This is a genomic window from Massilia sp. DWR3-1-1 (genome assembly GCF_049898325.1).
In the GTDB taxonomy this organism is placed as follows: Bacteria; Pseudomonadota; Gammaproteobacteria; order Burkholderiales; family Burkholderiaceae_D; genus JAFCUW01.
Genome location: NZ_JAFCXL010000007.1, coordinates 158416 through 182237 on the forward strand (window position 1 = coordinate 158416; position 23822 = coordinate 182237).

The window sequence follows — 23822 nt, forward strand, 5'->3', positions numbered from 1 at the left end:
CGGCGCATGGCAGCGCGTATCGGCGCTAAGACTTCTCGAACAAGATACAAGTTACGCCATGCGCCGGCGCCAACCTGGTCAGCTTGGGCAGCTCTTGCCTGCAGCGTTCCATGGCCTCAGGGCAACGGGTGTGAAATACGCAACCGCTCGGCGGATTCAGCGGGCTGGCGATCTCTCCGCCCAGCGTATCTTGTTCCGCCATGCCTTGGTCCGGATCGGCGGTCGGCGAACTTTTCCACAATGCACGCGTGTACGGATGCGCGCCGCCCTCGGCGATCACGGAGCGTGGCGCGTATTCCATCAGGCGACCCAGGTACAGCACCAGCACGCGGTCGCACATCGCCTGCACCATGGGCAAGTCGTGCGAGATGAAGATGATTGACAGCTGAAATTGTTGTTGCAGATCGAGCAGCAGGTTAATGATCTGCGCCTTGACCGATGCGTCGAGCGCGGCCACGGCCTCATCGGCAATCAGCACTTTCGGCTTCAGCGCCAGGGCGCGCGCAATCACGACACGCTGTTTTTGTCCACCCGACAATTCTTGAGGATAGCGCTGCAAAACCGTTATCGGCAAGCCAACTACGCCGAGCAGGCGGACGATTTCCGCATGCCGTTCGCGCTTGCTGCCGCGGCCATGCAAGACAAAGGGCTCTTGCAGGCTTTGTTCTATCGTCATACGCGGATTGAGGCTTGCGTTGGGATCCTGGAACACCATTTGCATATCGCTGCGCAATTTTTTTTGCGCGGCCCCTTTGTACGAGGCGATCGGCTTGCCTTCATACAGGATGTGGCCCGACGTCGGCTCCAGCAAACGCATCGTGAGCTTGGCCAGCGTCGATTTGCCACTACCGGATTCGCCGACGATGCCGAGCACTTCACCACGCAGCAAGTCGAACGACACGTCCTGCACCGCATGCAAGGGTTGCGGCTTGCCGAACATGCCAATCCGGGTCTGAAAAGTCAGGCCAATGTTGGCGAAACTCAAAATGGCGTCGCCTCTCTCACCGGCAACGGAGGTTTTTTCTGTCATTGGGTACATGGCTCCCCCTATTAATCCGTTATACAACGGCGAAATGGCAACGCACGAGTTGACCTTCGGCATGCGCGATCAAGGCCGGCCTGTCGGCGCGGCACAGGTCGGTGGCCTGAGCGCAGCGATTGACGAACCGGCAACCCACATGTTCTCCGTAGATGGTTTCCACTTGCCCTGGAATGCCCACCAGCCGCCCGCTGTGCCCCGGTCTTGGCACCGATGCCAGCAGGCCGCGGGTGTAGGGATGCAGCGGATTCTTGAACAGGGTCTTGGTATCGGCGGTTTCCACCAGTTGCCCGCCATACATTACGGCGACCCGGTCGGCGATTTGAGCGACGACGCCCATGTCGTGCGTGATGAACACCATGCCCATGCCCACTTCGCGTTGCAGCTTGCGCATCAACCGCAGGATCTGCGCCTGGATGGTGACGTCGAGCGCGGTGGTCGGCTCGTCGGCGATCAGTACTTGCGGATTGCACGATAGCGCCATCGCAATCATCACGCGCTGGCGCATCCCTCCCGACATTTGATGCGGATATTGCCTGGCGCGCACTTCCGGCGCCGAGATGCCGACCAGCGTGAGCAGCTCGAGTGCGCGCGCCTGCGCCGCGGCCGTTTTGCAGATGCCATGCGCGATCATCGCTTCGGCGATCTGGTCGCCGACATGCTGCAAGGGATTGAGCGAGGTCATCGGTTCCTGGAAGACCATGCCGAGCTGGTTGCCGCGCACGCCTTCCATTTCCTTCTCTGACAGCGCCAGCAAGTTCAGGCGCTTGCCGTCGCGCGCTGTCAACCAGACTTCACCCTCAATAGCCGCCTGGCGCGACAGCAGACGCATGAGAGAAAATGAGGTAACCGATTTGCCGCATCCCGATTCCCCGACGATGGCGAGCGTTTCGCCGCCTTTCAGCGAAAAACTGAGATCGTTCACCGCCTTGACGGTGCCGCCCGGAGTTTGAAACGATGTCGTCAGCCCTTTGACGTCGAGAATCACTGCGGAGTTATACATTGCGATTACCTCTTTTCTATACAACGCAATTACAGCAGGCCGGTGGCGATTAGAATTTCCCTGACCTTGGCCACGGCGGCATCGGGCAACACCCGGTTAGGGCGGCTCATGTGGCGGTTTTCGATGATGCCCATCAAGTGCATCGCCGTCTTGAAGCCACCGACACCGGAGGCGTTCGGGCTGGTGTCCGGCACCCCCTGGAACACGATCTGGAACAATTTGATCAAACGCTCTTGCTCCTTGCGCGCAGCGACCCAGTCGCCGGCCTTGGCAGCGTTATACAGGCGGACGTAGCCGGCTGGATCGACGTTGCCCAAGCCGGGCACGTTGCCGTGCGCACCGCCAAGCAAAGCGTAATCGACCACCGTTTCAGAGCCGCTGAGAATCGAGAAATCAGGCTCGTCGGCAAAATCCAGTCCCAGCATGCGCATGTTTTCGATATCGCCGCTGCTGTCCTTCACTGCGCAAATCAATCCGCGTTGGTACATCTCCCGAATGGTTTCGCGCGACAGTTTCAGATTGGTGCAAACTGGAATATCGTAGGCCAGGATGGGCAGATCGACTGCATCCTTGATCATGCTGAAATGGTCGATGGTTTCGCCCTGGCTGGAGCGGGTGTAGAACTGCGACGTGACAACCAGGCCGTCAACCCCGAGCGACTGGGCTTGCCTGGCGTTCTCGATAACGCGGTCGGTGGTGGGATCCATGGTGCCGCACACGCAAGGGACTTTGCCAGCGGCCTCATCGAGCGCGATGGTGATGACTTCGGCACGTTGCTTAGCGTTCAGAAACACGCATTCGGACGTCGAACCGAGCAGAAACAGGCCATGCACACCGCCGTCGATCAGATGGCGAATAACTCTACGCAGACTTTTTTCGTCAACACCGAAATCCTTGTTCAAAGGAGTCACGACCGGGGGCACAATGCCATGCAATTTCAAAGTGGACATGCTGATTATTCCTTTGTTGTTTTGGAGTCAAAAATTTGGCGCAAACCGTCGCCGATAAAATTGGCTGAAAGCGCAGTCACCACGATGAAAATACCGGAAGGCAGCCAGATCCACGGATATTGCTTGAGGACGGAGGCCTCACGGGCAATACTGATCAGGCTACCCCAGCTTGCATCGGGAAACTGCACTCCCAAGCCGAGAAAACTCAGCCCTGCTTCGGCCATGATGGCCGAGACGAAACCGAGCGAAGAAAAAACCACGAGCACATCAATGGTGTTAGGCAGGCAGTGCTTGCACATAATGTAGGCATGGCCTGCGCCCATTGTTTTGGCAGCAGCCACGAATTCCATTTCACGCAAGCTCAGTATCCGCGCCCGAACCAGGCGGCATACCAGCGGCCAGGATAAAAGGCCGATCACAATCACGGTCTTGCCCGTGCCGGAGCCCATCACAGCGGCCAGCGTCATCAGCACAATAATTGGCGGAAAAGTCATCACCATGTCGACCAGGCGCATGATCAGGCTGTCTACCCAGCCGCCGAAATAGCCGGACAGTGCGCCCAACGTGGCACCGATCAGCACCGCCAGCGTCACACTGGCGACACCGACCAGCAAGGAAATGCGGCCGGCGGCGAATGTCCGCGCCAGCATGTCGCGCCCGATCTGGTCGGTGCCCAGCCAGTGCGTCGCAGAGGGTGGCAAAAGCGTCGCATTCAGATCGATCGCATTCGGATCGAACTGGAACAGGACGCGCGAAAACATGCACAGCAAGGTAATCAACAAGAACATCAGGAGACCAACGACCGCCATCTTGTTGGATTTGTATTTCTTCCAGCGTGCTGCGCCGATACTCGTATGATTTATCACGATAGGTCCGTATGACGATTGACAGGTAAATTATTTCAGGGTGATGCGCGGATCTATCCACGAATAAATAACGTCGGTCAGCATATTCAACAGCAGGATTGCAATTGCCATAAACAGGGCGATGCCCATGATCAGTGGATAATCACGGCTCTCGATGCCGTCCAAAAACAGCATGCCCATGCCAGGCCAGGAAAACACCGTCTCGACAAACACCGCGCCGCCAATGAGCGCGCCGAAATTGGCGCCGATGACCGTCACGATGGGAATAAGCGCATTGGGGAACGCATGGCGCAGGGTGACGGCGCGCGCGGACAAGCCCTTGGCCTTCGCAGTGCGGATGTATTCCTGGGTCATCACGTCGAGCAAACCGGCGCGGGTGTAGCGCATCAGAATGGCAATGAACTGGATTGACAATACCGTCGCCGGCAAGGCCAGGTAATACAGGGTATGAAGCAGACCGTCTTTGCCTGGTGCGGAATAGCCGCCGGTTGGAAACCAGCCCAGCTTCAGGGAAAATAGATACATGCCCAAGATGCCGAGCAGGAACGTCGGGGTTGAAATGGCCAGATACGCGAGAACGGACAAGGCGTGGTCGGTCTTGCTGTTGTAGCGACGCGCGGAAAAGATACCGAGCATGATGCCTAGAAGCGAGCCGCCGGTCAGTCCGGCGAAGGCCAGCATCAACGTCGGCACAATCCGACTCTTGATTTCATCGAGCACCCTGGAGCCGTCCTTGTACCGATAGCCAAGGTCGCCGCCAGCGACTTGCCTGACCCACATGATGAAGCGCACTGGCGCGGATGCGTCCAGGCCGAGCTCATGACGCAAGGCCTCCTTTTGCTCCAGCGTCAAGGCGGTGTTGGGCGGGACGAAGGCATCGACCGGATCGCCGGGCGCCATGTTGATCAGCGCAAAGACGGTGACCAAAATCGCCAGCAGCGTAGGAAGTGTGACCAGCAGACGATTGAAGATATATTTCAGCATGCTCTATCCAGCCAGGCTTGCGCCGCACTGCCTCTCGGTGTAACAACCAATTTGAAAATAATTAGCACAATGAACGCGCGATGGTTCCACCAGCCCGATTATTTGATGGACCAGCGTTCCGGGTAATCCTGATAGCGACCACCGCCCGGCGCTGGCGTCCATATAACGTTCTGAACGTTCTTCGCAAACCCGCCGAAACGATTGCCCACCCACAGAGGAATCCACGGCAAACGGGCATTGGTCACACGGCACATTTGCTGGTAGATGAGGGTGCGCCTGGCGCTATCGGTTTCTTGCTGGGCAGCGTCGAACAGCGCATCGAGTTCAGCAAGGTTCACGCGCATGCGGTTGACGCCATTTGGCGGTGCGTACGACGACTTCATCAACGGGACCAGCGTGCCTGGGTCAGGGCCATTGCCGCCGCCTGCATACACCAGGCTGAACTTATTCGAATCGACAATGGTCCCAAATGTCGGCCCGTCGACGAAACGCGGATTGACGTTGACACCCGCCTGCGCCAGCATGGATTGCAAGACCGCCATCACGTCCTTGCTTGCCTGATCGTTGTAATAAGTCAGCAATTCCAGAGGTTCAGATTGATTCCAGCCGGCCGCCGCAAGCAAGGCCCTGGCTTTCTGAACGTTGGTGTCGTACTTGTTGATATCCGCCGGGACATAATCAGCCAGCGTCAAGACGCAGTTGGCGACGGTGGCGGTATTCTTGTAAATATGCTTCACGATGGCATTGCGGTCCACCGCCAGCAGGATTGCCTGGCGTACGCGCACATCCTTGAAACGCGCATCGTTGTTATTGAAACCGATATAGTTCAAGACATGCGAAGGACCGGCGATCACGTCAACCGCCTTGCTACCCTGGTTTTCCTTGACTTCATCGAGCGTCATGGCGCTGAACTGGATTTCACCGGCTTGCAGGGCGATTGTCGCAGCACTGCCGTCCTTGAAGTAACGATTGACCATTTTGGCAAGCAGGGGTTTGCCGCGGTAAAAATCTGGATTGGCGACCAGTTCGACGAATTGATCCGGGGTGTATTTGGCCCATTTGAAAGGACCGGTGCCGACCGGCGATTTCCACCAATTAGATGTGCGCAACTCTCGGGCAGGAATTTTTCCCAACAAATGCGCTGGCACCATCATGATGTTGGTGAACGCGTCTGGCAGTGAGGCATCCATCTGCACCAGATCGATGACCACGGTATTCGGATCGAGTACCCTGATCGAGCTCACATCCTTCAGACGGGAGGAAAATACGCTGGCCATCGCTGGATTTTTCACCAGTTCCAGGGTGAACTTGACATCCGCCGCGGTGAACGATTGGCCGTCATGCCATTGCACGCCTTTGCGCAATTTGATGGTCAGGCTCTTGCCATCCTTGGCATACGTCCAGCTTTCCGCCAGATCGCCGGAAATTTTCTGAAGACCGACGTCGTATAAAGTCAGGGTACTGAAATATTTGTTATAAAAACCAAAACCTGCGGGGGCCGTCAGCGGATTGAATTTTTGCGCATTGCCGGCAGAGCCCACATCGAAGGCGCCCGTAAATATCTGGTCGGCGGCACGCACGCCGGCCGCGCTCCCCATCATTGCGGCCAAGGCAATCGACAGGATGGTTGTGCTGATATTTTTTTTGATATTCATGGGGTCTCCGGGCCTGTTCAATTGACAGAGGACGATGGCGTTACGGGCTGGCTGTTTATTGTGGTGCGATCAAATATTTGGACGAGCGTTTCCACCCTGACTGCTCCATCAGATTTTTCTATAAATTCGAGGTCGCCTCATTCATGACAGCACGCGCAGGTAACGAGTGTGCCACTGAGGTGCTGAACTCTTACAGCTGCTCGGCAGCCTTTGGATAGCGCTTGGAAATTGATTCGAAATGCTTGGAATGCGCCCACATCAATCCGGCCTTGTCTTTCTTTTCCAGCATTTCGACAATTGCCATATGGTCGCGCGCCGTCGTTTCCAGCTCCCCGGGATCGACAACCAGTCCGCCCGAATAGTGAATCAAGTTGTTGAAGATCCGCCAGAACAAATCGATCAGCGACAGCAGGAAGGTGTTGTCCATGCAGCGATACATCTCGGCGTGGAAGGCCCGATCTTCATCGAAGAAGGTCTGATGTGCCAACGCTTTGCTCAACATGGATTCAGCGAGCGATCGCAGTTTTTCGATATTTTCGGGTTGTATATTTCTGACGACCGAGGGAATCGCACCGAGTTCCAGATAGGTGCGAACGTACAGCAGATTGGTTACCTGAGCGTCGTCCTCCACCATGGAATACGGCAGGTTCTCAATAATGGAATCGAATGAAAACGCCTTGACATAGATCCCTTCGCCGTGTCGGGATTCCAGGATGCCGAGCGATTCCAACGACTTCACAGCTTCACGAAGCGACGGGCGGCTGATGCCAAGATCTTCAGCGAGTACACCTTCAGGCGGCAGACCGTCGCCTGATTTGAGCCGTCTGCTTACGATGAATTGCTTGATCTGTGATTGTGCCAGGCGATAAGCAGGAATTTTTTTCGACATGATGTTGCTTTTCCTATCATAATTTGTGACTACTAATGGTTATTCCTGTGCATTTTTGATAAGAAAGCAACCAGGTTTCAAGGCAGGGCTGTCCATTTTGTGTATCACCCCCCACCAGCAACAACCCCTGCTCAACTTCAAAACTCAGTCCGTTTGCACGGCCATGCGGCAAGCGCCCGGCGAATTCCCACATTTCATTTCTCATCACGTAAATTTCATCGCGCCACAGTTTGTTCAAGCCACGATGTGCGTATTTTTTTCCTGACTGGTAGTTCTGGCGCGCGCCGATGAAATTGCTACCACCCGCGAGTATCTTGACCATACCGCATTTTCCGGAAAATGCCGCTGCAATTCCTTCTTGCGGCTGATCCGATGGCGGCAGATCTTTATCTGCCAGCCACATCAACTCGCCGTTTTGAATTGAGCCATGCTTGACGCTGGCCGTTCGCAAACCGGGCTTGATCTCGCCATTGGCCAGGAAGACTTCACCGCCGTCGACGATAACGCCGCTGCCGCAATTGGGTGCATGCGGTACTTGACCGATATCGCGCCAACGGTGGTCGCTCGTATCAAATTCCCAGACATGGTCGTTCCAGGCAAATTCTTTTGCATCGCGATCCATGAATGCGTACAAAATCGCCGCCTGCTGCTCCCGCGCCGCCGTCTCGTAAGCTTGAAAAAACTGATCGAATTGCGGCTTGTTGTAGCCGCCAAAAATGTAGATGCAGGAGCCGATCGCTGCAGCAGAAGCGCCTAACATGCCAACTGGCAAACGGGCTGCCAATTCTGTCCAGCAGTCGGTCTGTGGGTCGTAGCAGGCGATGCTATCGAATTGATGAAGGCTCTGCGTTCCCGTCGAACGACCGCTGCCACCAAAGACATAGATTTTGCCATCGGCAGCGGCGGCCACGGCGTCCTTGCGCACAGCAAACGGGAACTCTGCGCGAGGATGCCAGGCCTTGGGCGCCGCGGTGATATCGAGCGCAAACCAGGCCTGACTTGCCGATCCCAGGCCGGCAAACAGCGTGTTACCAAGACGAACACCGACTGCCTGTGTCAAGGCTAGTGGAAAATGAGGCCAGGCCAATTCGAGCGCCTGGTCGCTTTGCTTAACTGACTTGCAATGATAAGTTTCCACTGTCATACCGTTGAATGTGACGACAAAGCGTGATTATTCGGCTTGTACGTTTGTTGGACTGTATGGCTGCATCGTAGCATGCAAGATGTCAGATGTCAAACATCTTACAATGGCAAAAATTGTCCCCTCGCAGCATTGCCACTGGGCGGTATTGTCAGGCAGTCGGGGCGACAGTGTGAGCTCGTTCAAGGCACCGTAGTGGCACTCGATCCATTTGCCATTGACGAAAGGGGCAGCGAACTTGTAGTGATGGACCTGGCCGGCGGGGCCACGACGGGACGGGGACTGGCGCAGCGCCCGTATCGGGACCGGCCGCCGCTGCGCCGTCCAGCCCGCCGGTACGGAGCGTACGAGGATTGAAGAAGCCGGTAGTTCGGTGGGGCAAACGATGGGTGATCTGTTGCCAGCCGACGCGTCCGGCGTCAAGCCAGCCGTGACCGTGAAGGACGCGCGTGCAAGCAGAATCAATTTGCGCGTGCGGGGATGATTCGATGACGGAAAACACATCGGCATTGTCAGCGGGATCGATGCATTTCCCATTTCTTTCTTTTCCCTTGCGGTAAAGAAAACGTCACGGGCTGTCGTACCGCGCCAATCGTGCGGCTCGGACGCCAGGCATCAATTCAGAATTACGTCGTACTGCTCCTGGTGATAGCTGGTCTCGACCTGCAGCGAAATGCGCTTGCCGATGAAATCGCCCAGCATTGCCAAGTGCTGCGATTCTTCTTCCAGGAACAGGTCGATTACTTCCTGCGACGCCAGGATGCGGAACTCGCGGGGGTTGAACTGCTTCGCTTCGCGCAGCAGTTCGCGCAGGATTTCGTAGCAGATGGTGCGGCTGGTCTTGACCTGGCCCTTGCCGGCGCAGGCGGGGCAGGGCTCGCACAGGATATGGGCGAGCGACTCGCGGGTGCGCTTGCGCGTCATTTCCACCAGGCCCAGCGCGGAAAAGCCGCTCACGGACACCTTGGTGCGGTCGCGCGAGAGGGTTTTTTTCAGCTCGGCCAGCACGGCGCCCCGGTGCTCGGCGTTGTCCATGTCGATGAAGTCGAGGATGATGATGCCGCCCAAGTTGCGCAGGCGCAACTGGCGGGCGATGGCGTGCGCCGCTTCCAGGTTGGTCTTGAAGATGGTGTCGGCAAAATTGCGGCCGCCCACGAAGCCGCCCGTGTTGACGTCGATCGTCGTCATCGCCTCGGTCTGGTCGACGATCAGGTAGCCGCCCGATTTCAGGTCGACCCGGCGGCCCAGCGCCCGCAGGATTTCTTCCTCGACGCCGTACAGGTCGAACAGGGGGCGCTCGCCCGTGTAGTGCTGCAGGCGCGGCAGTTCGGTGGGCGTGTAGGCCTTGGCGAAATCGACCAGGTTCAGATAGTTCTCGCGCGAGTCGACCTGGATGGTGGCGGTCTCGTCGTGGACGAAATCGCGCAGCACGCGCTGGGCCAGGTTCAGATCCTGGTACAGCAGGCTGGTGGCGGGCTTGGTGCGCGCGCCCACGCAAATGGCGCCCCAGGTCTTGCGCAGGTAGTCGACGTCGGCCTTGAGGTCGACGTCGCTGGCTTCCTCGGCCATCGTGCGCACGATGTAGCCGCCTTTTTCTTCCGGCGGCAGCAGCGATTGCAATCGGCTGCGCAGGATGTCGCGGTCCGATTCCTTTTCGATTTTCTGCGAGATGCCGATGTGATTGTCCTGCGGCAGATACACCAGCATGCGCCCGGCGATGGAAATCTGCGTCGACAGGCGCGCGCCCTTGGTGCCGATCGGGTCCTTGATCACCTGCACGGTGATGGCCTGGCCGTCGAACAGCAGTTTTTCGATGGCGGTCGGGGCGACGTTCTGGCCGTCGTGCGGGCGCGCCTCCCAGATGTCGGCCACGTGGAGAAAGGCCGCGCGTTCGAGGCCGATGTCGATAAACGCCGACTGCATGCCGGGCAGCACCCGCACCACCTTGCCCAGATAGACGTTACCGGCGAGCCCCCGCGTGAGGGTGCGTTCGATGTGCAATTCCTGCACGGCGCCTTGCAGTACCAGGGCGACCCGGGTTTCCTGCGGCGTGATATTGATAAGGATGTCTTCGTTCATGGCGAGATCATACACGGCGCTGAGGAGCAAACAAAAGTGAACCCCTACTTTTGTTTGGAGCTGGTCAGGCAGAAACGCCCGGCGAAGCCGGGCATTTCAGAGGGAACGCAAACCCGATGCTGAGGAGCAAACAAAAGTGAACCCCTACTTTTGTTTGGAGCTGGTCAGGCAGAAACGCCCGGCGAAGCCGGGCATTTCAGAGGGAACGCAAACCCGATGCGAATCGTCTGTCGCCTCGTAGAGAAATTGCAGCACGGCGCGAAGTTCAAACCCTCGCCGTGGCAGGCTGCATCACCCCATGCGCCATTCCCCGAGGCGACCGCCAATCCGCATCGGGGTTGCGTACCCCTCTAAAAAACATCTGGCTCCGCCAGTGATTTTTACCTGACCGGGTGTGCGCTTGTAAGCTGGTTGTCAAAAGGTTCTGTCACTTCAAGCCAAACAAAAGTAGGGATTCACTTTTGTTTGATCAGATCGGGTGTGCGCTTGTAAGCCGGTGTTCAAAAGGTTCTGTCACTTCAATCCCATACAAAAGTAGGGGTTCACTTTTGTATGATCCCGTATTAATTTCGCTGTCTCAAACAAAGGCAACCCCATGATCCCCGAGTGACTGCCGTCGATATGCTCGACAAACAGCGCCGCCAGGCCCTGGATGCCGTAGCCGCCCGCCTTGTCGTACGGTTCGCTGGTGGCGCAGTAGGCCTTGATGGTGGCCGCCGACAGGGGCGCGAAACGCACGTGCGAGACCTGGGTGAACTGCTCGGCCACGCCGGCATGGTGCACCGCCACGCTGGTGAGCACCTGGTGGGTGCGGCCGGACAGGCGCTCGAGCATCGCCACCGCCTCGTCCGTGTCGGCCGGCTTGCCGAGGATTAAGCCGTCGATGGTGACGGTGGTGTCGGCCGCCAGCACGGGACGGGGGATCATGCGGCGCATCTGCACGGCCTTGAACGCGAACGCCGCCTTCTCGCCCGCCACCCGCGCCACGTACACGGCCGGCGCTTCGCCCGGCAGCACGATTTCGCTGACGTCGACACCGCGCGCACTGTCGTTGCGCAGCAGCAGCAACTCGAAGTCGATCCCCACCTGGCGCAACAATTCGCGGCGCCGGGGACTCTGGGAGGCCAGGTAGATTTTATGGTCGAGCAGTTTCATCGCGGTAGCCGGTGGGATCAACAGGGAACAATATAGCAATAAAGTTCCTGGTATTACCCATTAATACTAGCGAATAATGATTATGGGTAGGGCGGGGGCCGCCTCACACCCGGTGATACGGGTGATTGTGGGTGATCGACCAGGCCCGGTAGAGCTGTTCGGCCAGCATGACCCGCACGATGCCGTGGGGCAGCGTCATGCTGGAGATGCGAATGAGGGTTTCGGCGCGCGCTTTCAGGCCCGGATCGAGGCCATCGGCGCCGCCGATCAGCAGCGCCGTGTCGCCACCGTCCTGCTGCCAGCCCAGCAACTGCTGCGACAGGCCGACGCTGGTGAGATCCTTGCCGCGCTCATCGAGGGCGATGATGCGCACGTTCTTGGGCAGCACCGCTTCGATGCGCTCGCGTTCCTGCGCCATCGCCGTGGCCGCCGTCTTGCTGCCCGAGCGCTCGACCGGTTTGACTTCCTTGAGCACGATGCGCAGCTCGGGGGGCATGCGCTTGGTGTACTCCTGAAAGCCCGTCTCGATCCAGGCCGGCATCTTGTGGCCGACGGCGACGATCAACAACTGCATTGCAACTCCCGCTTACTCGTCGACAGCCTTCTTGGCCACGCGCTTGATGACTTTCTTTTCCGGCAGGGCGTCGGCCGGTGCGGCCTTGGCGCGCACGCGTTTCGGCGGCAACTGCTTGAGCGCTTCGACGGCGGCGATTTCCGACTTGGCTGGCGCCACCTTGACGGTCTTGCCCACCGCTTTCGAGGCCAGCGCTTTTTTCACGGACGGCTTCTTGACGGCCGGGCCCTTGAGCGCGGCGTCTTTTTTCGGCGCCGCTTTTTTCGCAGCTGGCTTGGCGGCCGGGTTGCTCGACTTGCTTTCCTTGATCGGCTTGACTTCCGGCGCCGCCTGGGTCGAGGTCAAGTGCTTCGACTGCGCTTTCGGCAGTGCCGCATCGATCCCTTCGGAGGTGGTCTTGCGCTTGGCCGCGCCCAGCTTGACGGGCTTGTCGCCCCAGATTTCCTCGAGACGGTAGTACTGGCGAATCGCCGGTTGCATGATGTGGACGATCATGTCGCCCAAGTCGACCAGCACCCATTCACCGGTGTCCTCGCCTTCCATGCCGATGACGTCGCCGCCGGCGGCTTTGACTTTGTCGCGCACCGAAGCGGCCAGCGCCTTGGTCTGGCGGTTCGAGGTACCCGAGACGACGGCGATGCGGTCGAACAGGCTGGTCAGGTGAACGGTATCGAACACGGTGATGTCCTGGCCCTTGACATCTTCGAGTGCGTCGACGACCAGGGCTTGCAGTTTTTTGATATCCATTAGTTCTTATATAGGTGATGTTGTTGAATGTAGTCTAGCACTACCGGCGGGATCAGCGAGCAAGCCGCGAGGCTGGCCTGATCGTCGTCCCGCAATGCCGCGCGAATCTGGGTGGCGGAGATATCCACAGCCAGCGTCTCGGCCAGATAAATCCGGCCGGACGGGGTGGTACGAAGCTGTTCCAGGCTCCCCTGGCGTACCGTTATTTCTGCTGCCACCGCCGGCGGCAGGCTGGCCGCGGCCAGGCTGTAGCCGGGGCGCGCCGCCACCCCCAGGTGGGCGTAGTCAAACAAGGCGTGCCAGTCGCGCCAGCTGTCGAGCTGCATCAACTGGTCGGCGCCCATCAGGAACACCAGCGAGGCGCCCGGTCCCAGCGTCGCCCGCACGTTTTTCAGGGTGTCGATGGTGTAGCTGGGACCGTGCCGCTCGATTTCCTGGCGGTCGATGACGATCGGCAGGCGGGCCGCCTCGAAGGCCAGCGCGAGCATGGCGACGCGATCTGCCGCGTCCGCCTGCAAGGGCGCTTTCTGCCACGGGTCGCCCGCCGGGACGATGCGCAACTGGTCCGGCTGCAGCAGGTCGGCGAACAGGGCCGCCAGCGCCACGTGGCCCGCGTGCACCGGGTCGTAGCTGCCGCCCAGCAGTGCCACGCAGCTCACGATGGCGCCAGCCAGTCCCGCGCCGGCAGAAAATCGCGCGCCAGCGCCGCTTCGGCGCTGCCCGCTTCCGGCTGCCAGTCGTAGCGCCACTTCACCAGCGGCGGCATCGACATCAGGATCGCCTCGGTGCGCCCGCCCGACTGCAGGCCGAACAGGGTGCCGCGGTCCCACACCAGGTTAAATTCGACATAGCGCCCGCGCCGGTAGCATTGAAAATCGCGTTCGCGTTCGCCGTACGGGGTGGCGCAGCGGCGCTGCACGATGGGCAGGTAGGCGTCGATGAAACTATCGCCCACGCTCTGCGTCATGGCGAAGGCCTGCTCGAACGGCAGTTCATTGAAATCGTCGAAGAAAATCCCGCCCACGCCGCGCGCTTCCTGCCGGTGTTTCAGGTAAAAATAGTCGTCGCACCAGGTCTTGAAGCGGGGGTGCAGCTCGGCGCCGAACGGCGCCAGCGCGCTGCGGCAGCTGTGGTGGAAATGGCGGGCGTCTTCCTCGAAGCCGTAGTACGGCGTCAGGTCCATGCCGCCGCCGAACCACCACACGGGCGCGGCGTTTTCGTCGTCGGCCACGGCCTCGAAAAAGCGCACGTTCATGTGCACCGTCGGCGCGTAGGGATTGCGCGGGTGGAGCACCAGCGAGACCCCCATCGCCACCCAGGCGCGGCCGGCCAGTTCGGGCCGCGCATGCAGGGCCGACGGCGGCAGGCTGGCGCCCATCACGTGCGAAAAATTGACCCCGCCCCGCTCGAATACATGGCCTTCTTCGATCAGCCGCGACAGCCCGCCGCCGCCTTCGGCGCGCTGCCAGCTGTCGCTGGCGAACGCGCTCCCATCGACACCCTCGAGGGCGGCAACGATACGCGATTGGAGCTCGAGCAGCCAGGTCTTGACGGCTTCAGGCGACTTTGAGGGCATGTGGGAGATTTAGTAAAGACAAAAACGGAGGAGGCATTGTACAGCATGGCCGCAGGGGCCCCGCAAACGCGCTCGAAGGGGGCCGGCCGGCGCGCATGCCGGCCCCTCAGCTTTAGTGCTTGAGGCCGCGCCAGCCGATATCGCGGCGGAACTGGGCGCCATTGAAATGGATCTTGTCGACGTTTTCGTAGGCCTGCTTCTGCGCCATCTTGACGCTGTCGCCCAAGCCCACCACGCACAGCACCCGCCCGCCATTGGTGTGCAAGGTGGTGCCCGCACCGGCGCCGACGGCAGTGGTGCCCGCATGGAAGGTGACGCATTCGGGCGTTTCGGCGGGAATGCCGGTGATGACGTCGCCCTTGCGCGGATTGTCCGGGTAGCCGGCGGCGGCCATGACGACGCCGACCGCGGTGCGGCGGTCCCATTCGAGTTCGACGGCGTCGAGCGTGCCGTTGACGGCGTGTTCCATCACCGTCACCAGGTCCGACTTCAGGCGCGCCATGATGGGCTGGGTTTCCGGGTCGCCCATGCGGCAGTTAAATTCCAGCGTTTTTGGATTGCCGGCCGCGTCGATCATCAGGCCCGCATACAGAAAGCCCGTGAACACGATGCCGTCCTTGGCCATGCCGTTGATGGTCGGGTTGATCACCTCGCGCATCACGCGCGCATGCATGGCCGGGGTGACGATGGGGGCGGGCGAATACGCCCCCATGCCGCCCGTGTTCGGGCCTTCGTCGTGGTCCTTGAGGCGCTTGTGGTCCTGGCTGGTGGCCAGCGCCAGCACGTTTTTGCCATCGCACATGACGATGAAGCTCGCTTCTTCGCCCGTGAGGAATTCTTCGACGACGATGCGGGCGCCGGCGTCGCCATGGACGTTATCGAGCAGCATCTCGTCGGCGGCGGCGTGCGCCTCGGCCAGCGTCATGGCGACCACCACGCCCTTGCCGGCGGCCAGGCCGTCGGCCTTGATGACGATGGGCGCGCCCTGCTGGTCGATGTAGGCGTGGGCGGCGGCGACGTCGGTGAAGGTCTGGTAGGCGGCGGTGGGGATGCCGTGGCGCTGCATGAAGGCCTTGGCGAAATCCTTCGAGCTCTCCAGTTGCGCCGCTTCCCGGGTGGGGCCGAAAATTTTCAGGCCGCGCCCGCGGAACAGGTTGACGATGCCGGCCGCCAGCGGCACTTCCGGGCCCACCACGGTCAGGCCGATGTGCTCGCGCTGGGCAAAATCGGCCAGCGCGGCCGGGTCGGTGAGATCGACATTGACCAGGCGGTTATCGCGCGCCGTGCCGCCGTTGCCGGGGGCGACGTAGACCATCTGGATGCGTTCCGATTGGGCCAGTTTCCATGCCAGGGCGTGTTCGCGGCCGCCGGAGCCGACTACCAGAATTTTCATGCTGTATTTACTCTTCGATCAAAACGTTGGTATAGACTTCCTGGACGTCGTCGAGGTTTTCGAGCGCATCGAGAATTTTTTGCATCTTGATGCCGTCGTCGCCGCCAATCACGGTTTCGGTGGCCGGCTTCATGATGATCTCGGCCACTTCGGCCTTGAAGCCCGCCTTGTCGAGCGCCTCCTTGACGGCGGCGAAGGCGAACGGATCGCACAGCACTTCGAAGCCGCCTTCTTCGTCGGCGATGACGTCGTCGGCGCCGGCTTCGAGCGCCGCTTCCATCAGCTTGTCTTCATCGACGCCGGGCGCGAACAGCAACTGGCCGCAATGCTGGAACATGAACGCGACCGAGCCTTCGGTGCCCATGTTGCCACCGTGCTTGTTGAACGCGTGGCGCACTTCGGCCACCGTGCGCACCCGGTTGTCGGTCATGCAGTCGACGATGATGGCGGCGCCGCCGATGCCGTAGCCTTCGTAGCGCACTTCTTCATAGTTGGCGCCCTCGAGGCTGCCGGAGCCGCGCTGGATGGCGCGGGTGACGTTCTCTTTCGGCATGTTGGCATCGGCCGCCTTGTCCACCGCCAGGCGCAGGCGAGGGTTGGCGTCGACGTCAGCGCCGCCCATGCGGGACGCCACGGTGATCTCCTTGATCAGGCGCGTCCACACTTTGCCGCGCTTGGCATCGGTGGCGGCTTTCTTGTGCTTGATGTTGGCCCATTTGCTGTGTCCAGCCATGTCGAAACTTCCTTCAGCGGTATGCGGATGAGGCCAGTATTTTAGCATGGGGGCGGGGCCGCGAACCGTCATCGACGCCGGCCCCTGCTGGCTGCGTGGCGGCCACGGCCGGTGCGAATCGCCATTTCACCGTACAATTATTCGATGAGCAAATCTGCAACACCTTTCACGGCCGCCCCACCGGCCGCCCTGGCCGGCGGCCTGGCCATCGCCATCGTCGGCGCCATCCTGTTTTCCACCAAGGCCGTCGTCGCCAAGCTGCTGTACCGCTATCACATCGACGCGGTCACCCTGATCGCCTTCCGCATGCTGTTTTCGCTGCCCGTGTTCGCCGCCGTGGCGCTGTGGAAGATGCGGGTGGGGCCGCCCCTGTCGGTGGCCGACCGCTGGCGCCTGGTGGGACTGGGGCTGGTTGGTTACTACCTGTCGAGTTTTCTCGATTTCCTCGGCTTGCAATACATTTCCGTGGGCCTGGAACGGCTGATCCTGTTCCTCACGCCCACCTTCGTGTTGCTGGCGACGGCGCTGCTGTTCAAGCGCCGCATCGGCCCGGCCCAGTGGGCCGCGCTGGCCCTGTCCTATTGCGGCATCGTGCTGGTGTTCGTGCACGACCTGGCCGGCGGCGCCGGCAGCACCGTGACGGGGGCGCTGCTGGTGCTGGGCTCGGCCATCAGCTATGCCATTTACTTGTTGTTCACGGGCGAGATGGTGCAGCGCATCGGCTCGCTGCGGCTGGTCGCTTACGCCATGTGCGTCTCCAGCGCCGCCTGCATCGGCCAGTTTTTTTTGCTGCGCCCGGCCAGCATGCTGATCCAGCCGGCACCGGTCTACTGGCTGTCGCTGGTCAATGGCGTGCTGTGCACGATTTTGCCGGTGTTCATGACCATGATCGCCGTCCAGCGCATCGGCGCGGCCACCGCCTCGCAGGCGGGCATGATCGGCCCCGTCTCGACCCTGTTCCTGGGCGCCCTGATCCTGGGCGAACCCATCACCGCGATCCAGCTGGCCGGCACCGCGCTGGTCATTGGCGGGATCTATATGCTGTCCAAAAAACGATAAGGAAACCATGCTCCCCACCCCGCGCCTGGCGTTGATCGCCCACGACATGAAAAAAGACGACATGGTGGCGCTGGCCACCGAGTACGCGCCCTTTTTGCGCAGCTGCCGGCTGGTCGCCACCGGCACCACGGGCGCGCGCCTGATGGCCGAGGTGGGGCTGGAGGTCGAGCGCAAGCTGTCGGGACCGTGGGGCGGCGACTTGCAGATCGGCGCCGAACTGGTGGCCGGGCGCATCGACGCCGTGATTTTTCTGCGCGACCCGATGACGCCGCAGCCGCACGAACCGGACATCAACGCCCTGGTGCGCGCCTGTGACGTCCACAACGTCGCCTGCGCCACCAACCTGGCCAGCGCGCACCTGGTGCTGGCGCAGTTGCAGCTTCAACCAGCACAGTTGCAAGCGCTGGTCATCGAACCACAACCATAAACGGAGATCGCCATGGCAGACATCGTAAAAGCAATCCGCATCAACCGCACCGGCGGCCCCGAGGTGCTTGAACTGGTCGACGTGGAACTGGGCGCGCCCGGTCCCGGCGAAGCGCGCGTGCGCCAGCATGCCATCGGCATCAATTTTATCGATGTGTATTTCCGCACGGGCCTTTACCCGCAGAGCTTGCCGGCCGGCGCCGGCATGGAAGGCGCCGGCGTGGTCGAGGCGGTGGGCGAGGGCGTCACCGAGGTGGCCGTGGGCGACCGCGTGGCCTACGCGGGCCGCCCCAACGGCGCCTACGCGCAGGCGCGCAACATGCCGGCGGCGCTGCTGTTGCGCTTGCCCGACGAGATCGATTTCGAGACGGGCGCGGCGATGATGCTGCAGGGGCTGACGGTGCAGTATTTACTCAACCGCACCTACAAGGTCAAGGCGGGCGAGACCATCCTGTTCCACGCCGCCGCCGGTGGCGTGGGCCTGATCGCCTGCCAGTGGGCGCGCGCCATCGGCGCCAGGCTGATCGGCACGGTGGGCTCCGACGCCAAGGGGCAATTGGCGCTGGCGGCGGGCGCCACCCACGTCATCAACTACAACACGGAAAATTTTGTCGAGCGGGTCAAGGAATTGACGGGCGGCGCCAAGGTGCCGGTGGTGTACGATTCGATCGGCGCCGACACCTTCATCGGCTCGCTCGACTGCCTGCAGCCGCTGGGCATGATGGTCAGCTTCGGTAGCGCCTCCGGCCCGGTGCCGCCGTTTTCCTTGCAGGAGCTCGCCTCGCGCGGCTCGCTGTTCATCACCCGGCCCACCCTGTTCTCCTACGCCGCCAGGCGGGCCGACCTGGAAGCGATGGCGGCCGAGCTGTTCCAGATGGTCGTCAGCGGCAAGGTAAAAATCGACATCCGCCAGCGCTACCCGCTGGCCGAAGCCGCCCGCGCTCACCAGGAACTCGAAGCGCGCAAGACGACCGGTTCGTCGATCCTGCTGCCGTGAACGAACCGGGCCGCGCTGCGGCGCGGCTCAGCCCTTCGCTTCCTTCAGGGTGATGACACGGGCCCCGCCGTTCGGCCCGGGAAAGCCTTCGAACGCGCTTTGCACCAGGGCCGGCATCAGGGCCGGCGTCGACGATTGGCCGCTGTTGTTATGCACCGTCACGTCGAACAGGGGCTTGCCGTCGACGGCGGAGCGGATCGCCACCTGCACGTCGCGCTGGTAGGTATGCCGCTCGACGACCTGGTAGCCGGCCGGGCCGGCCCAGAACGGATCAGTCATGCCACCGTAGTAGGGCGAGGCCCAGTGGCGGCGGCCCGGTCCCCAGTAGCCGAAGCGGGACGAGGCACTGAAAAACGGATCGACCGCCTGCACCACCCGCACCGGCACGTCGGTGGTGCGAAAGCGCATTTTCACTTTGAGGGCAGCATCGGAGCCCGCTTCCTGGAAGCCCAGCCGGGCCAGCTGACCGCGCACCAGGTCGAGGTAGCTGCGCACTTCCAGCGTGTCGTCCTCGGGCGCGGGCGCATCGATCGAGTAGGTCTTGCTGCTCAGTTGCGCCGGCCACTGGTGGAACGTGGTGACGTCGCTGCGGATGGTGCTGGCGCAACCGGCCAGCAGGACGGTGCAGGCGGCGGCTGCACTGAGGGTCAGGCGTTTCATATTGTTCTCCATGAGCATCGGTATTTCCCAAATTCAGTGTATGGCACACACTGTTGAAACGCAAAAGATTTACAGAATGTTACCGGGGCGGGGTGGACGGCGCCATCAAACGAAGGGCGCGGCGCCGGCCCGCTCTTGGTAAAATAGCTGTTCGCCCACTTGTCCGACTGGCTTTCCTATGCGCACCGACACCTCCCAGACGATCTACCGCAGCGATTACACGCCGCCCGCTTATCTGGTCGACACGGTCGAACTCGGTTTCGACCTCGACCCGGCGCGCACGGTGGTGGCCAATCGCCTGACCATGCGCCGCAATCCCGCAGGGAGCGGCCGCCAGATCGACTTGTACGGCGAAAACATCACGCTGGTGGCGCTGCGCATGAACGGCGTGCCCTTGAGCAAGCGCCAGTATCGCATCGCCGGCAATATGCTCCATATTGCCAACGCGCCCGATGCGGTGGTGCTGGAAATCGAGACCACCTGTGCGCCCGGCCTGAACACCACGCTCAATGGTTTGTACTGCTCGAACGGCAATTTTTTCACCCAGTGCGAAGCCGAGGGTTTCCGCGCCATCACGTATTTTCCCGACCGGCCCGACGTCATGGCCGTGTTCACCGTGATGCTGCGCGCCGACAAGGCCAGCTATCCCGTGCTGCTGTCGAACGGTAACCTGGTCGAACAGGGCGACCTGGACGACGGCCGCCATTACGCCAAGTGGGAAGACCCGTTTCGCAAGCCGTCGTACCTGTTCGCGCTGGTGGCGGCGCGCCTGGTCTGCCAGGAAGAAACGTTCACTTTGGCCGACGGCCGCGACGCGTTGCTGCAGGTGTGGGTCGAGGACGGCAACCTCGACAAGACCGATTACGCCATGCAGTCGCTCAAGAACAGCATCCGCTGGGATGAGCAGCGCTTCGGCCTCGAACTTGATCTCGACCGCTTCATGATCGTCGCCGTCAGCGACTTCAATATGGGCGCGATGGAAAACAAGGGTCTGAATATTTTCAACACCAAGTACGTGCTGGCCAATCCACGCGTGGCCACTGATGTCGACTTCGCCGGTATCGAGGCGGTGGTGGGGCACGAGTATTTCCACAACTGGACGGGCAACCGGGTCACCTGCCGCGACTGGTTCCAGCTGTCCCTGAAGGAAGGCTTGACGGTGTTCCGCGACCAGGAATTTTCGGCCGACATGATCGGCACCGCCAGCGGCCGCGCCGTCACCCGCATCGACCAGGTGCGCACCTTGCGCCAGGCCCAGTTTCCCGAAGACGCGGGGCCCATGGCGCACCCCGTGCGGCCCGACTCCTTTGTCGAAATCAACAATTTTTACACCGTCACCATTTACGAAAAAGGCGCCGAAGTGGTGCGCATGTACCAGACCCTGATGGGACGCGAGCTGTTCCGCAAGGGCATGGACCTGTATTTTGAACGCCACGACGGCCAGGCCGTCACCTGCGACGATTTCCGCGCCGCCATGGCCAGCGCCAGCGGCCGCGATCTGTCCCTGTTCGAACGCTGGTACAGCCAGGCCGGCACGCCCGTCGTCAAGGCCAGTTCGCACTACGACGCGGCCCAGCAGACGTTCGCGCTGACCTTGACGCAGTCGTGCCCGCCGACCCCGGGCCAGGCCAGCAAATTGCCGTTTCACATACCGGTCGCCGTCGGCCTGCTCGACGCTGCGGGCCGCGACATGCAGCTGGGCCACGGCGGCCACCACGCCACCACGGCCGTGCTCGAGCTGACCGAGGCCAGCCAGACCTTCACCTTCAATGGTGTCGCCACGGTGCCCACGCCGTCGATCCTGCGCGACTTTTCCGCCCCCGTGCTGCTCGAATACGACTACACGGACGCGCAGTTGCTGCACTTGTTCAGCCACGACAGCGACGCCGTCAACCGCTGGGAAGCGGGCCAGCGCCTGGCCATGGTGCGCCTGCTGGCGCTCACCGACGCCATCGAAGAAGGGGTGGCGCCCACCCTCGACACCACCTTCATCGAGGCGCTGCGCAAGCTGCTGGTCGATGACACGCTGGACGCGGCCTTCCGCGAGCAAGCCTTGATGCTGCCTTCGGAAACCATCATCGCCGAGCGCTTGCAGGTGGTCAATCCGCACGCCATCCACACGGCACGCCAGTTCATGCGCGCCGCCATCGGCGACGCCTTGCGCGCCGAACTGACGGCGCAGTACCACGCCAACCTGACGCCCGGCCCGTACAGCCCGGACGCCATCGCCGCCGGCAAGCGGGGCCTGAAAAACCTGTGCCTGGCCTACCTGAACGCGGCGCCCGACGCCGCCAGCGGCCACCTGGCGCAAGCCCAGTTCGACCATGCCGGCAACATGACGGACCGCGTGGCGGCCCTGCAGGCGCTGGTGCACGCGCAGGCGGCCGGCGCCCACCTGGCCCTGCACGCCTTCTATACGGAGTTCGCCGGCGAGGCGCTGGTGGTCGACAAGTGGTTCGCCATGCAGGCGGCGGCGCCCGACAACGACGTCGCCGCCGTGCGCGCGCTGATGGCCCACCACGCCTTCAACATCAAGAACCCGAACCGTGCGCGCAGCCTGATTTTCAATTTCTGCGGCGGCAACGCCTCGCAATTTCACGCCATCGACGGCAGCGGCTACGATTTCTGGGCCCAGCAGGTGATCGCCCTCGACGCCATCAACCCGCAAGTGGCGAGCCGGCTGGCGCGCGTGATGGACCGCTGGCGCCGTTACACGCCGCACTTGCAGGCGCACATGAAGCAGGCCCTGCTGCGCGTGGCGTCCGTCAAAAAACTCTCGAGCGATGTGCGCGAAGTCATTTCGAAGGCACTCGCCGAGTAATTTTCAATTAGTTTATTCCTCCATAAATCCAAAGGATGTCCATGAAACGCGTCAGTCTCACGCAGTACCTGGTTGAAGAGCAACGCCTGCACAACACCATTCCGGCCGAGCTGCGCCTGTTGATCGAAGTGGTCGCCCGCGCCTGCAAAACCATCAGCCATTCAGTGGGCAAGGGCGCGCTCGGCGACATCCTCGGCAGCGCGCACACGGAAAACATCCAGGGCGAAGTGCAGAAAAAGCTCGACGTCATTTCGAATGAAATCCTGCTCGAAGCGAACGAGTGGGGCGGTCACCTCGCCGCCATGGCGTCCGAAGAAATGGAATCGATCCACCCGATCCCGAACCGCTACCCGATGGGCGAATACATGCTGCTGTTCGACCCGCTCGACGGCTCCTCGAACATCGACGTGAACGTTTCGATCGGCACCATTTTCTCCGTGCTCAAAGCGCCCGAGGGCATGGGCACGCCCACCGAAGAACACTTCATGCAGCCGGGCAGCGCCCAGGTCGCCGCCGGCTACGCCGTCTACGGCCCGCAAACCATGCTGGTGCTCACCACCGGCAACGGCGTCAATGTGTTCACCCTGGACCGCGAGATGGGTTCGTGGGTGCTGACCCAGCGCGACATGAAAATTCCTGCCGACACCAAGGAATTCGCCATCAATATGTCGAACCAGCGCCACTGGCATGCGCCCGTCAAGCAATACGTCGATGAGCTGCTGGCCGGCGAGACGGGGCCCCGCCAAAAGAATTTCAATATGCGCTGGGTGGCCTCGATGGTGGCCGACGTGCACCGCATTCTCACGCGCGGCGGCATTTTCATGTACCCGGCCGACACCCGTGACACGTCCATGCCGGGCAAGCTGCGCCTGATGTACGAAGCGAACCCGATGGCCATGATCGTCGAACAGGCCGGCGGCGCCGCCACCGACGGCCAGCAGCGCATCCTCGACATCGTCCCCCATAAACTGCACCAGCGCGTGCCCGTGTTCCTGGGATCGAAGAACGAAGTCGAGAAAGTCAGCGCTTACCACGCCGTTTAAGGGGGCCGGGCAGGGCAATTTGCACAGATTGC

23 protein-coding genes are annotated in these 23822 nt (G+C 61.4%); 5 read left to right on the plus strand and 18 right to left on the minus strand.

The genetic code is table 11. The features are described from left to right. Positions 1-25: 25 nt before the first annotated feature. From ACP7EY_RS09580 to ACP7EY_RS09660, 17 genes are all read right to left on the minus strand, one after another. A complete protein-coding gene (locus ACP7EY_RS09580) occupies positions 26-1039 on the minus strand; it encodes an oligopeptide/dipeptide ABC transporter ATP-binding protein (RefSeq protein ID WP_426192819.1) in 1014 nt (337 codons plus the stop codon). Between the two features lie 19 nt (positions 1040-1058). Next, on the minus strand, positions 1059-2042 hold the full coding sequence (locus ACP7EY_RS09585; protein WP_426192821.1) for an ABC transporter ATP-binding protein: 984 nt from the start codon (positions 2040-2042) through the stop codon (positions 1059-1061). Between the two features lie 29 nt (positions 2043-2071). After that, positions 2072-2992, minus strand: coding sequence for a dihydrodipicolinate synthase family protein (locus ACP7EY_RS09590; RefSeq protein WP_426192823.1), 921 nt, complete (start codon positions 2990-2992; stop codon positions 2072-2074). Between the two features lie 5 nt (positions 2993-2997). Then, positions 2998-3858 (minus strand): ABC transporter permease, encoded by an 861-nt coding sequence (locus tag ACP7EY_RS09595; protein WP_426192825.1) that lies wholly within the window; start codon positions 3856-3858, stop codon positions 2998-3000. A gap of 30 nt (positions 3859-3888) precedes the next feature. Continuing rightward, positions 3889-4842: an ABC transporter permease gene (locus ACP7EY_RS09600; RefSeq protein ID WP_426192827.1), complete on the minus strand. Its 954-nt coding sequence runs from the start codon at positions 4840-4842 to the stop codon at positions 3889-3891. A 98-nt stretch (positions 4843-4940) separates the two neighbouring features. Further along, positions 4941-6497 carry an ABC transporter substrate-binding protein gene (locus ACP7EY_RS09605; protein WP_426192829.1) on the minus strand — a complete coding sequence of 519 codons (1557 nt, stop codon included), beginning with the start codon at positions 6495-6497 and terminating at the stop codon, positions 4941-4943. A gap of 190 nt (positions 6498-6687) precedes the next feature. Continuing rightward, positions 6688-7386: a FadR/GntR family transcriptional regulator gene (locus ACP7EY_RS09610; protein ID WP_426192832.1), complete on the minus strand. Its 699-nt coding sequence runs from the start codon at positions 7384-7386 to the stop codon at positions 6688-6690. A 16-nt stretch (positions 7387-7402) separates the two neighbouring features. After that, positions 7403-8530, minus strand: coding sequence for a YjhT family mutarotase (locus ACP7EY_RS09615; RefSeq protein ID WP_426192835.1), 1128 nt, complete (start codon positions 8528-8530; stop codon positions 7403-7405). Positions 8531-8557: 27 nt separating this feature from the next. Beyond that, positions 8558-9064: an STY0301 family protein gene (locus ACP7EY_RS09620; protein ID WP_426192837.1), complete on the minus strand. Its 507-nt coding sequence runs from the start codon at positions 9062-9064 to the stop codon at positions 8558-8560. 78 nt (positions 9065-9142) lie between these two features. After that, positions 9143-10606: a ribonuclease G gene (rng, locus tag ACP7EY_RS09625; protein WP_426192839.1), complete on the minus strand. Its 1464-nt coding sequence runs from the start codon at positions 10604-10606 to the stop codon at positions 9143-9145. A 513-nt stretch (positions 10607-11119) separates the two neighbouring features. After that, the gene (locus ACP7EY_RS09630) at positions 11120-11761 is read right to left on the minus strand and encodes a Maf family protein (protein ID WP_426192841.1); all 642 of its coding nucleotides are present in this window, start codon (positions 11759-11761) and stop codon (positions 11120-11122) included. A gap of 103 nt (positions 11762-11864) precedes the next feature. Next, positions 11865-12335: a 23S rRNA (pseudouridine(1915)-N(3))-methyltransferase RlmH gene (gene rlmH / locus ACP7EY_RS09635; RefSeq protein ID WP_426192843.1), complete on the minus strand. Its 471-nt coding sequence runs from the start codon at positions 12333-12335 to the stop codon at positions 11865-11867. A 12-nt stretch (positions 12336-12347) separates the two neighbouring features. After that, a complete protein-coding gene (gene rsfS / locus ACP7EY_RS09640) occupies positions 12348-13082 on the minus strand; it encodes a ribosome silencing factor (protein WP_426192845.1) in 735 nt (244 codons plus the stop codon). Then, the gene (locus ACP7EY_RS09645) at positions 13082-13744 is read right to left on the minus strand and encodes a nicotinate-nucleotide adenylyltransferase (protein ID WP_426192998.1); all 663 of its coding nucleotides are present in this window, start codon (positions 13742-13744) and stop codon (positions 13082-13084) included. The genes rsfS and ACP7EY_RS09645 overlap by 1 nt, the downstream gene beginning before the upstream one ends. Further along, positions 13738-14658 (minus strand): oxygen-dependent coproporphyrinogen oxidase, encoded by a 921-nt coding sequence (gene hemF / locus ACP7EY_RS09650; protein WP_426192847.1) that lies wholly within the window; start codon positions 14656-14658, stop codon positions 13738-13740. The genes ACP7EY_RS09645 and hemF overlap by 7 nt, the downstream gene beginning before the upstream one ends. A 112-nt stretch (positions 14659-14770) precedes the next feature. Then, positions 14771-16051, minus strand: coding sequence for a phosphoribosylamine--glycine ligase (purD, locus tag ACP7EY_RS09655; RefSeq protein ID WP_426192849.1), 1281 nt, complete (start codon positions 16049-16051; stop codon positions 14771-14773). Between the two features lie 7 nt (positions 16052-16058). Then, the gene (locus ACP7EY_RS09660; RefSeq protein ID WP_426192852.1) at positions 16059-16784 is read right to left on the minus strand and encodes a YebC/PmpR family DNA-binding transcriptional regulator; all 726 of its coding nucleotides are present in this window, start codon (positions 16782-16784) and stop codon (positions 16059-16061) included. A 144-nt stretch (positions 16785-16928) separates the two neighbouring features. Here ACP7EY_RS09660 and ACP7EY_RS09665 point away from each other — a divergent pair, with 144 nt between their 5' ends. Genes ACP7EY_RS09665 through ACP7EY_RS09675 form a run of 3 tightly spaced genes read left to right on the plus strand, consistent with a single transcriptional unit; the run spans position 16929 to position 19266 of the window. Beyond that, the gene (locus ACP7EY_RS09665) at positions 16929-17843 is read left to right on the plus strand and encodes a DMT family transporter (protein WP_426192854.1); all 915 of its coding nucleotides are present in this window, start codon (positions 16929-16931) and stop codon (positions 17841-17843) included. Positions 17844-17850: 7 nt separating this feature from the next. After that, positions 17851-18270: a methylglyoxal synthase gene (locus ACP7EY_RS09670; protein WP_426192857.1), complete on the plus strand. Its 420-nt coding sequence runs from the start codon at positions 17851-17853 to the stop codon at positions 18268-18270. Between the two features lie 21 nt (positions 18271-18291). Next, positions 18292-19266 carry a quinone oxidoreductase family protein gene (locus ACP7EY_RS09675; RefSeq protein WP_426193000.1) on the plus strand — a complete coding sequence of 325 codons (975 nt, stop codon included), beginning with the start codon at positions 18292-18294 and terminating at the stop codon, positions 19264-19266. Positions 19267-19293: 27 nt separating this feature from the next. Here the strand turns inward: ACP7EY_RS09675 and ACP7EY_RS09680 are convergent, their stop codons facing one another. Then, positions 19294-19926, minus strand: a complete 633-nt coding sequence (locus ACP7EY_RS09680; protein ID WP_426192859.1) for a DUF4136 domain-containing protein — start codon at positions 19924-19926, stop codon at positions 19294-19296. A gap of 178 nt (positions 19927-20104) precedes the next feature. Between ACP7EY_RS09680 and pepN the strand changes: the two genes are divergently transcribed. Beyond that, the gene (gene pepN, locus ACP7EY_RS09685; RefSeq protein WP_426192861.1) at positions 20105-22747 is read left to right on the plus strand and encodes an aminopeptidase N; all 2643 of its coding nucleotides are present in this window, start codon (positions 20105-20107) and stop codon (positions 22745-22747) included. Positions 22748-22788: 41 nt separating this feature from the next. Further along, positions 22789-23790, plus strand: coding sequence for a class 1 fructose-bisphosphatase (locus ACP7EY_RS09690; RefSeq protein ID WP_426192863.1), 1002 nt, complete (start codon positions 22789-22791; stop codon positions 23788-23790). Positions 23791-23822 lie beyond the last annotated feature (32 nt).

Coding starts and splice junctions, on each gene's coding strand:
- ACP7EY_RS09580 (WP_426192819.1), bottom strand. CDS start 1,039: ATGTACCCAATGACAGAAAAAACCTCCGTTGCCGGTGAGAGAGGCGAC.
- ACP7EY_RS09660 (WP_426192852.1), bottom strand. CDS start 16,784: ATGGCTGGACACAGCAAATGGGCCAACATCAAGCACAAGAAAGCCGCC.
- ACP7EY_RS09590 (WP_426192823.1), bottom strand. CDS start 2,992: ATGTCCACTTTGAAATTGCATGGCATTGTGCCCCCGGTCGTGACTCCT.
- ACP7EY_RS09615 (WP_426192835.1), bottom strand. CDS start 8,530: ATGACAGTGGAAACTTATCATTGCAAGTCAGTTAAGCAAAGCGACCAG.
- purD (WP_426192849.1), bottom strand. CDS start 16,051: ATGAAAATTCTGGTAGTCGGCTCCGGCGGCCGCGAACACGCCCTGGCA.
- ACP7EY_RS09585 (WP_426192821.1), bottom strand. CDS start 2,042: ATGTATAACTCCGCAGTGATTCTCGACGTCAAAGGGCTGACGACATCG.
- pepN (WP_426192861.1), top strand. CDS start 20,105: ATGCGCACCGACACCTCCCAGACGATCTACCGCAGCGATTACACGCCG.
- rlmH (WP_426192843.1), bottom strand. CDS start 12,335: ATGCAGTTGTTGATCGTCGCCGTCGGCCACAAGATGCCGGCCTGGATC.
- ACP7EY_RS09680 (WP_426192859.1), bottom strand. CDS start 19,926: ATGAAACGCCTGACCCTCAGTGCAGCCGCCGCCTGCACCGTCCTGCTG.
- ACP7EY_RS09665 (WP_426192854.1), top strand. CDS start 16,929: ATGAGCAAATCTGCAACACCTTTCACGGCCGCCCCACCGGCCGCCCTG.
- ACP7EY_RS09670 (WP_426192857.1), top strand. CDS start 17,851: ATGCTCCCCACCCCGCGCCTGGCGTTGATCGCCCACGACATGAAAAAA.
- ACP7EY_RS09690 (WP_426192863.1), top strand. CDS start 22,789: ATGAAACGCGTCAGTCTCACGCAGTACCTGGTTGAAGAGCAACGCCTG.
- hemF (WP_426192847.1), bottom strand. CDS start 14,658: ATGCCCTCAAAGTCGCCTGAAGCCGTCAAGACCTGGCTGCTCGAGCTC.
- ACP7EY_RS09600 (WP_426192827.1), bottom strand. CDS start 4,842: ATGCTGAAATATATCTTCAATCGTCTGCTGGTCACACTTCCTACGCTG.
- ACP7EY_RS09630 (WP_426192841.1), bottom strand. CDS start 11,761: ATGAAACTGCTCGACCATAAAATCTACCTGGCCTCCCAGAGTCCCCGG.
- rng (WP_426192839.1), bottom strand. CDS start 10,606: ATGAACGAAGACATCCTTATCAATATCACGCCGCAGGAAACCCGGGTC.
- ACP7EY_RS09610 (WP_426192832.1), bottom strand. CDS start 7,386: ATGTCGAAAAAAATTCCTGCTTATCGCCTGGCACAATCACAGATCAAG.
- ACP7EY_RS09605 (WP_426192829.1), bottom strand. CDS start 6,497: ATGAATATCAAAAAAAATATCAGCACAACCATCCTGTCGATTGCCTTG.
- ACP7EY_RS09620 (WP_426192837.1), bottom strand. CDS start 9,064: ATGGGAAATGCATCGATCCCGCTGACAATGCCGATGTGTTTTCCGTCA.
- rsfS (WP_426192845.1), bottom strand. CDS start 13,082: ATGGATATCAAAAAACTGCAAGCCCTGGTCGTCGACGCACTCGAAGAT.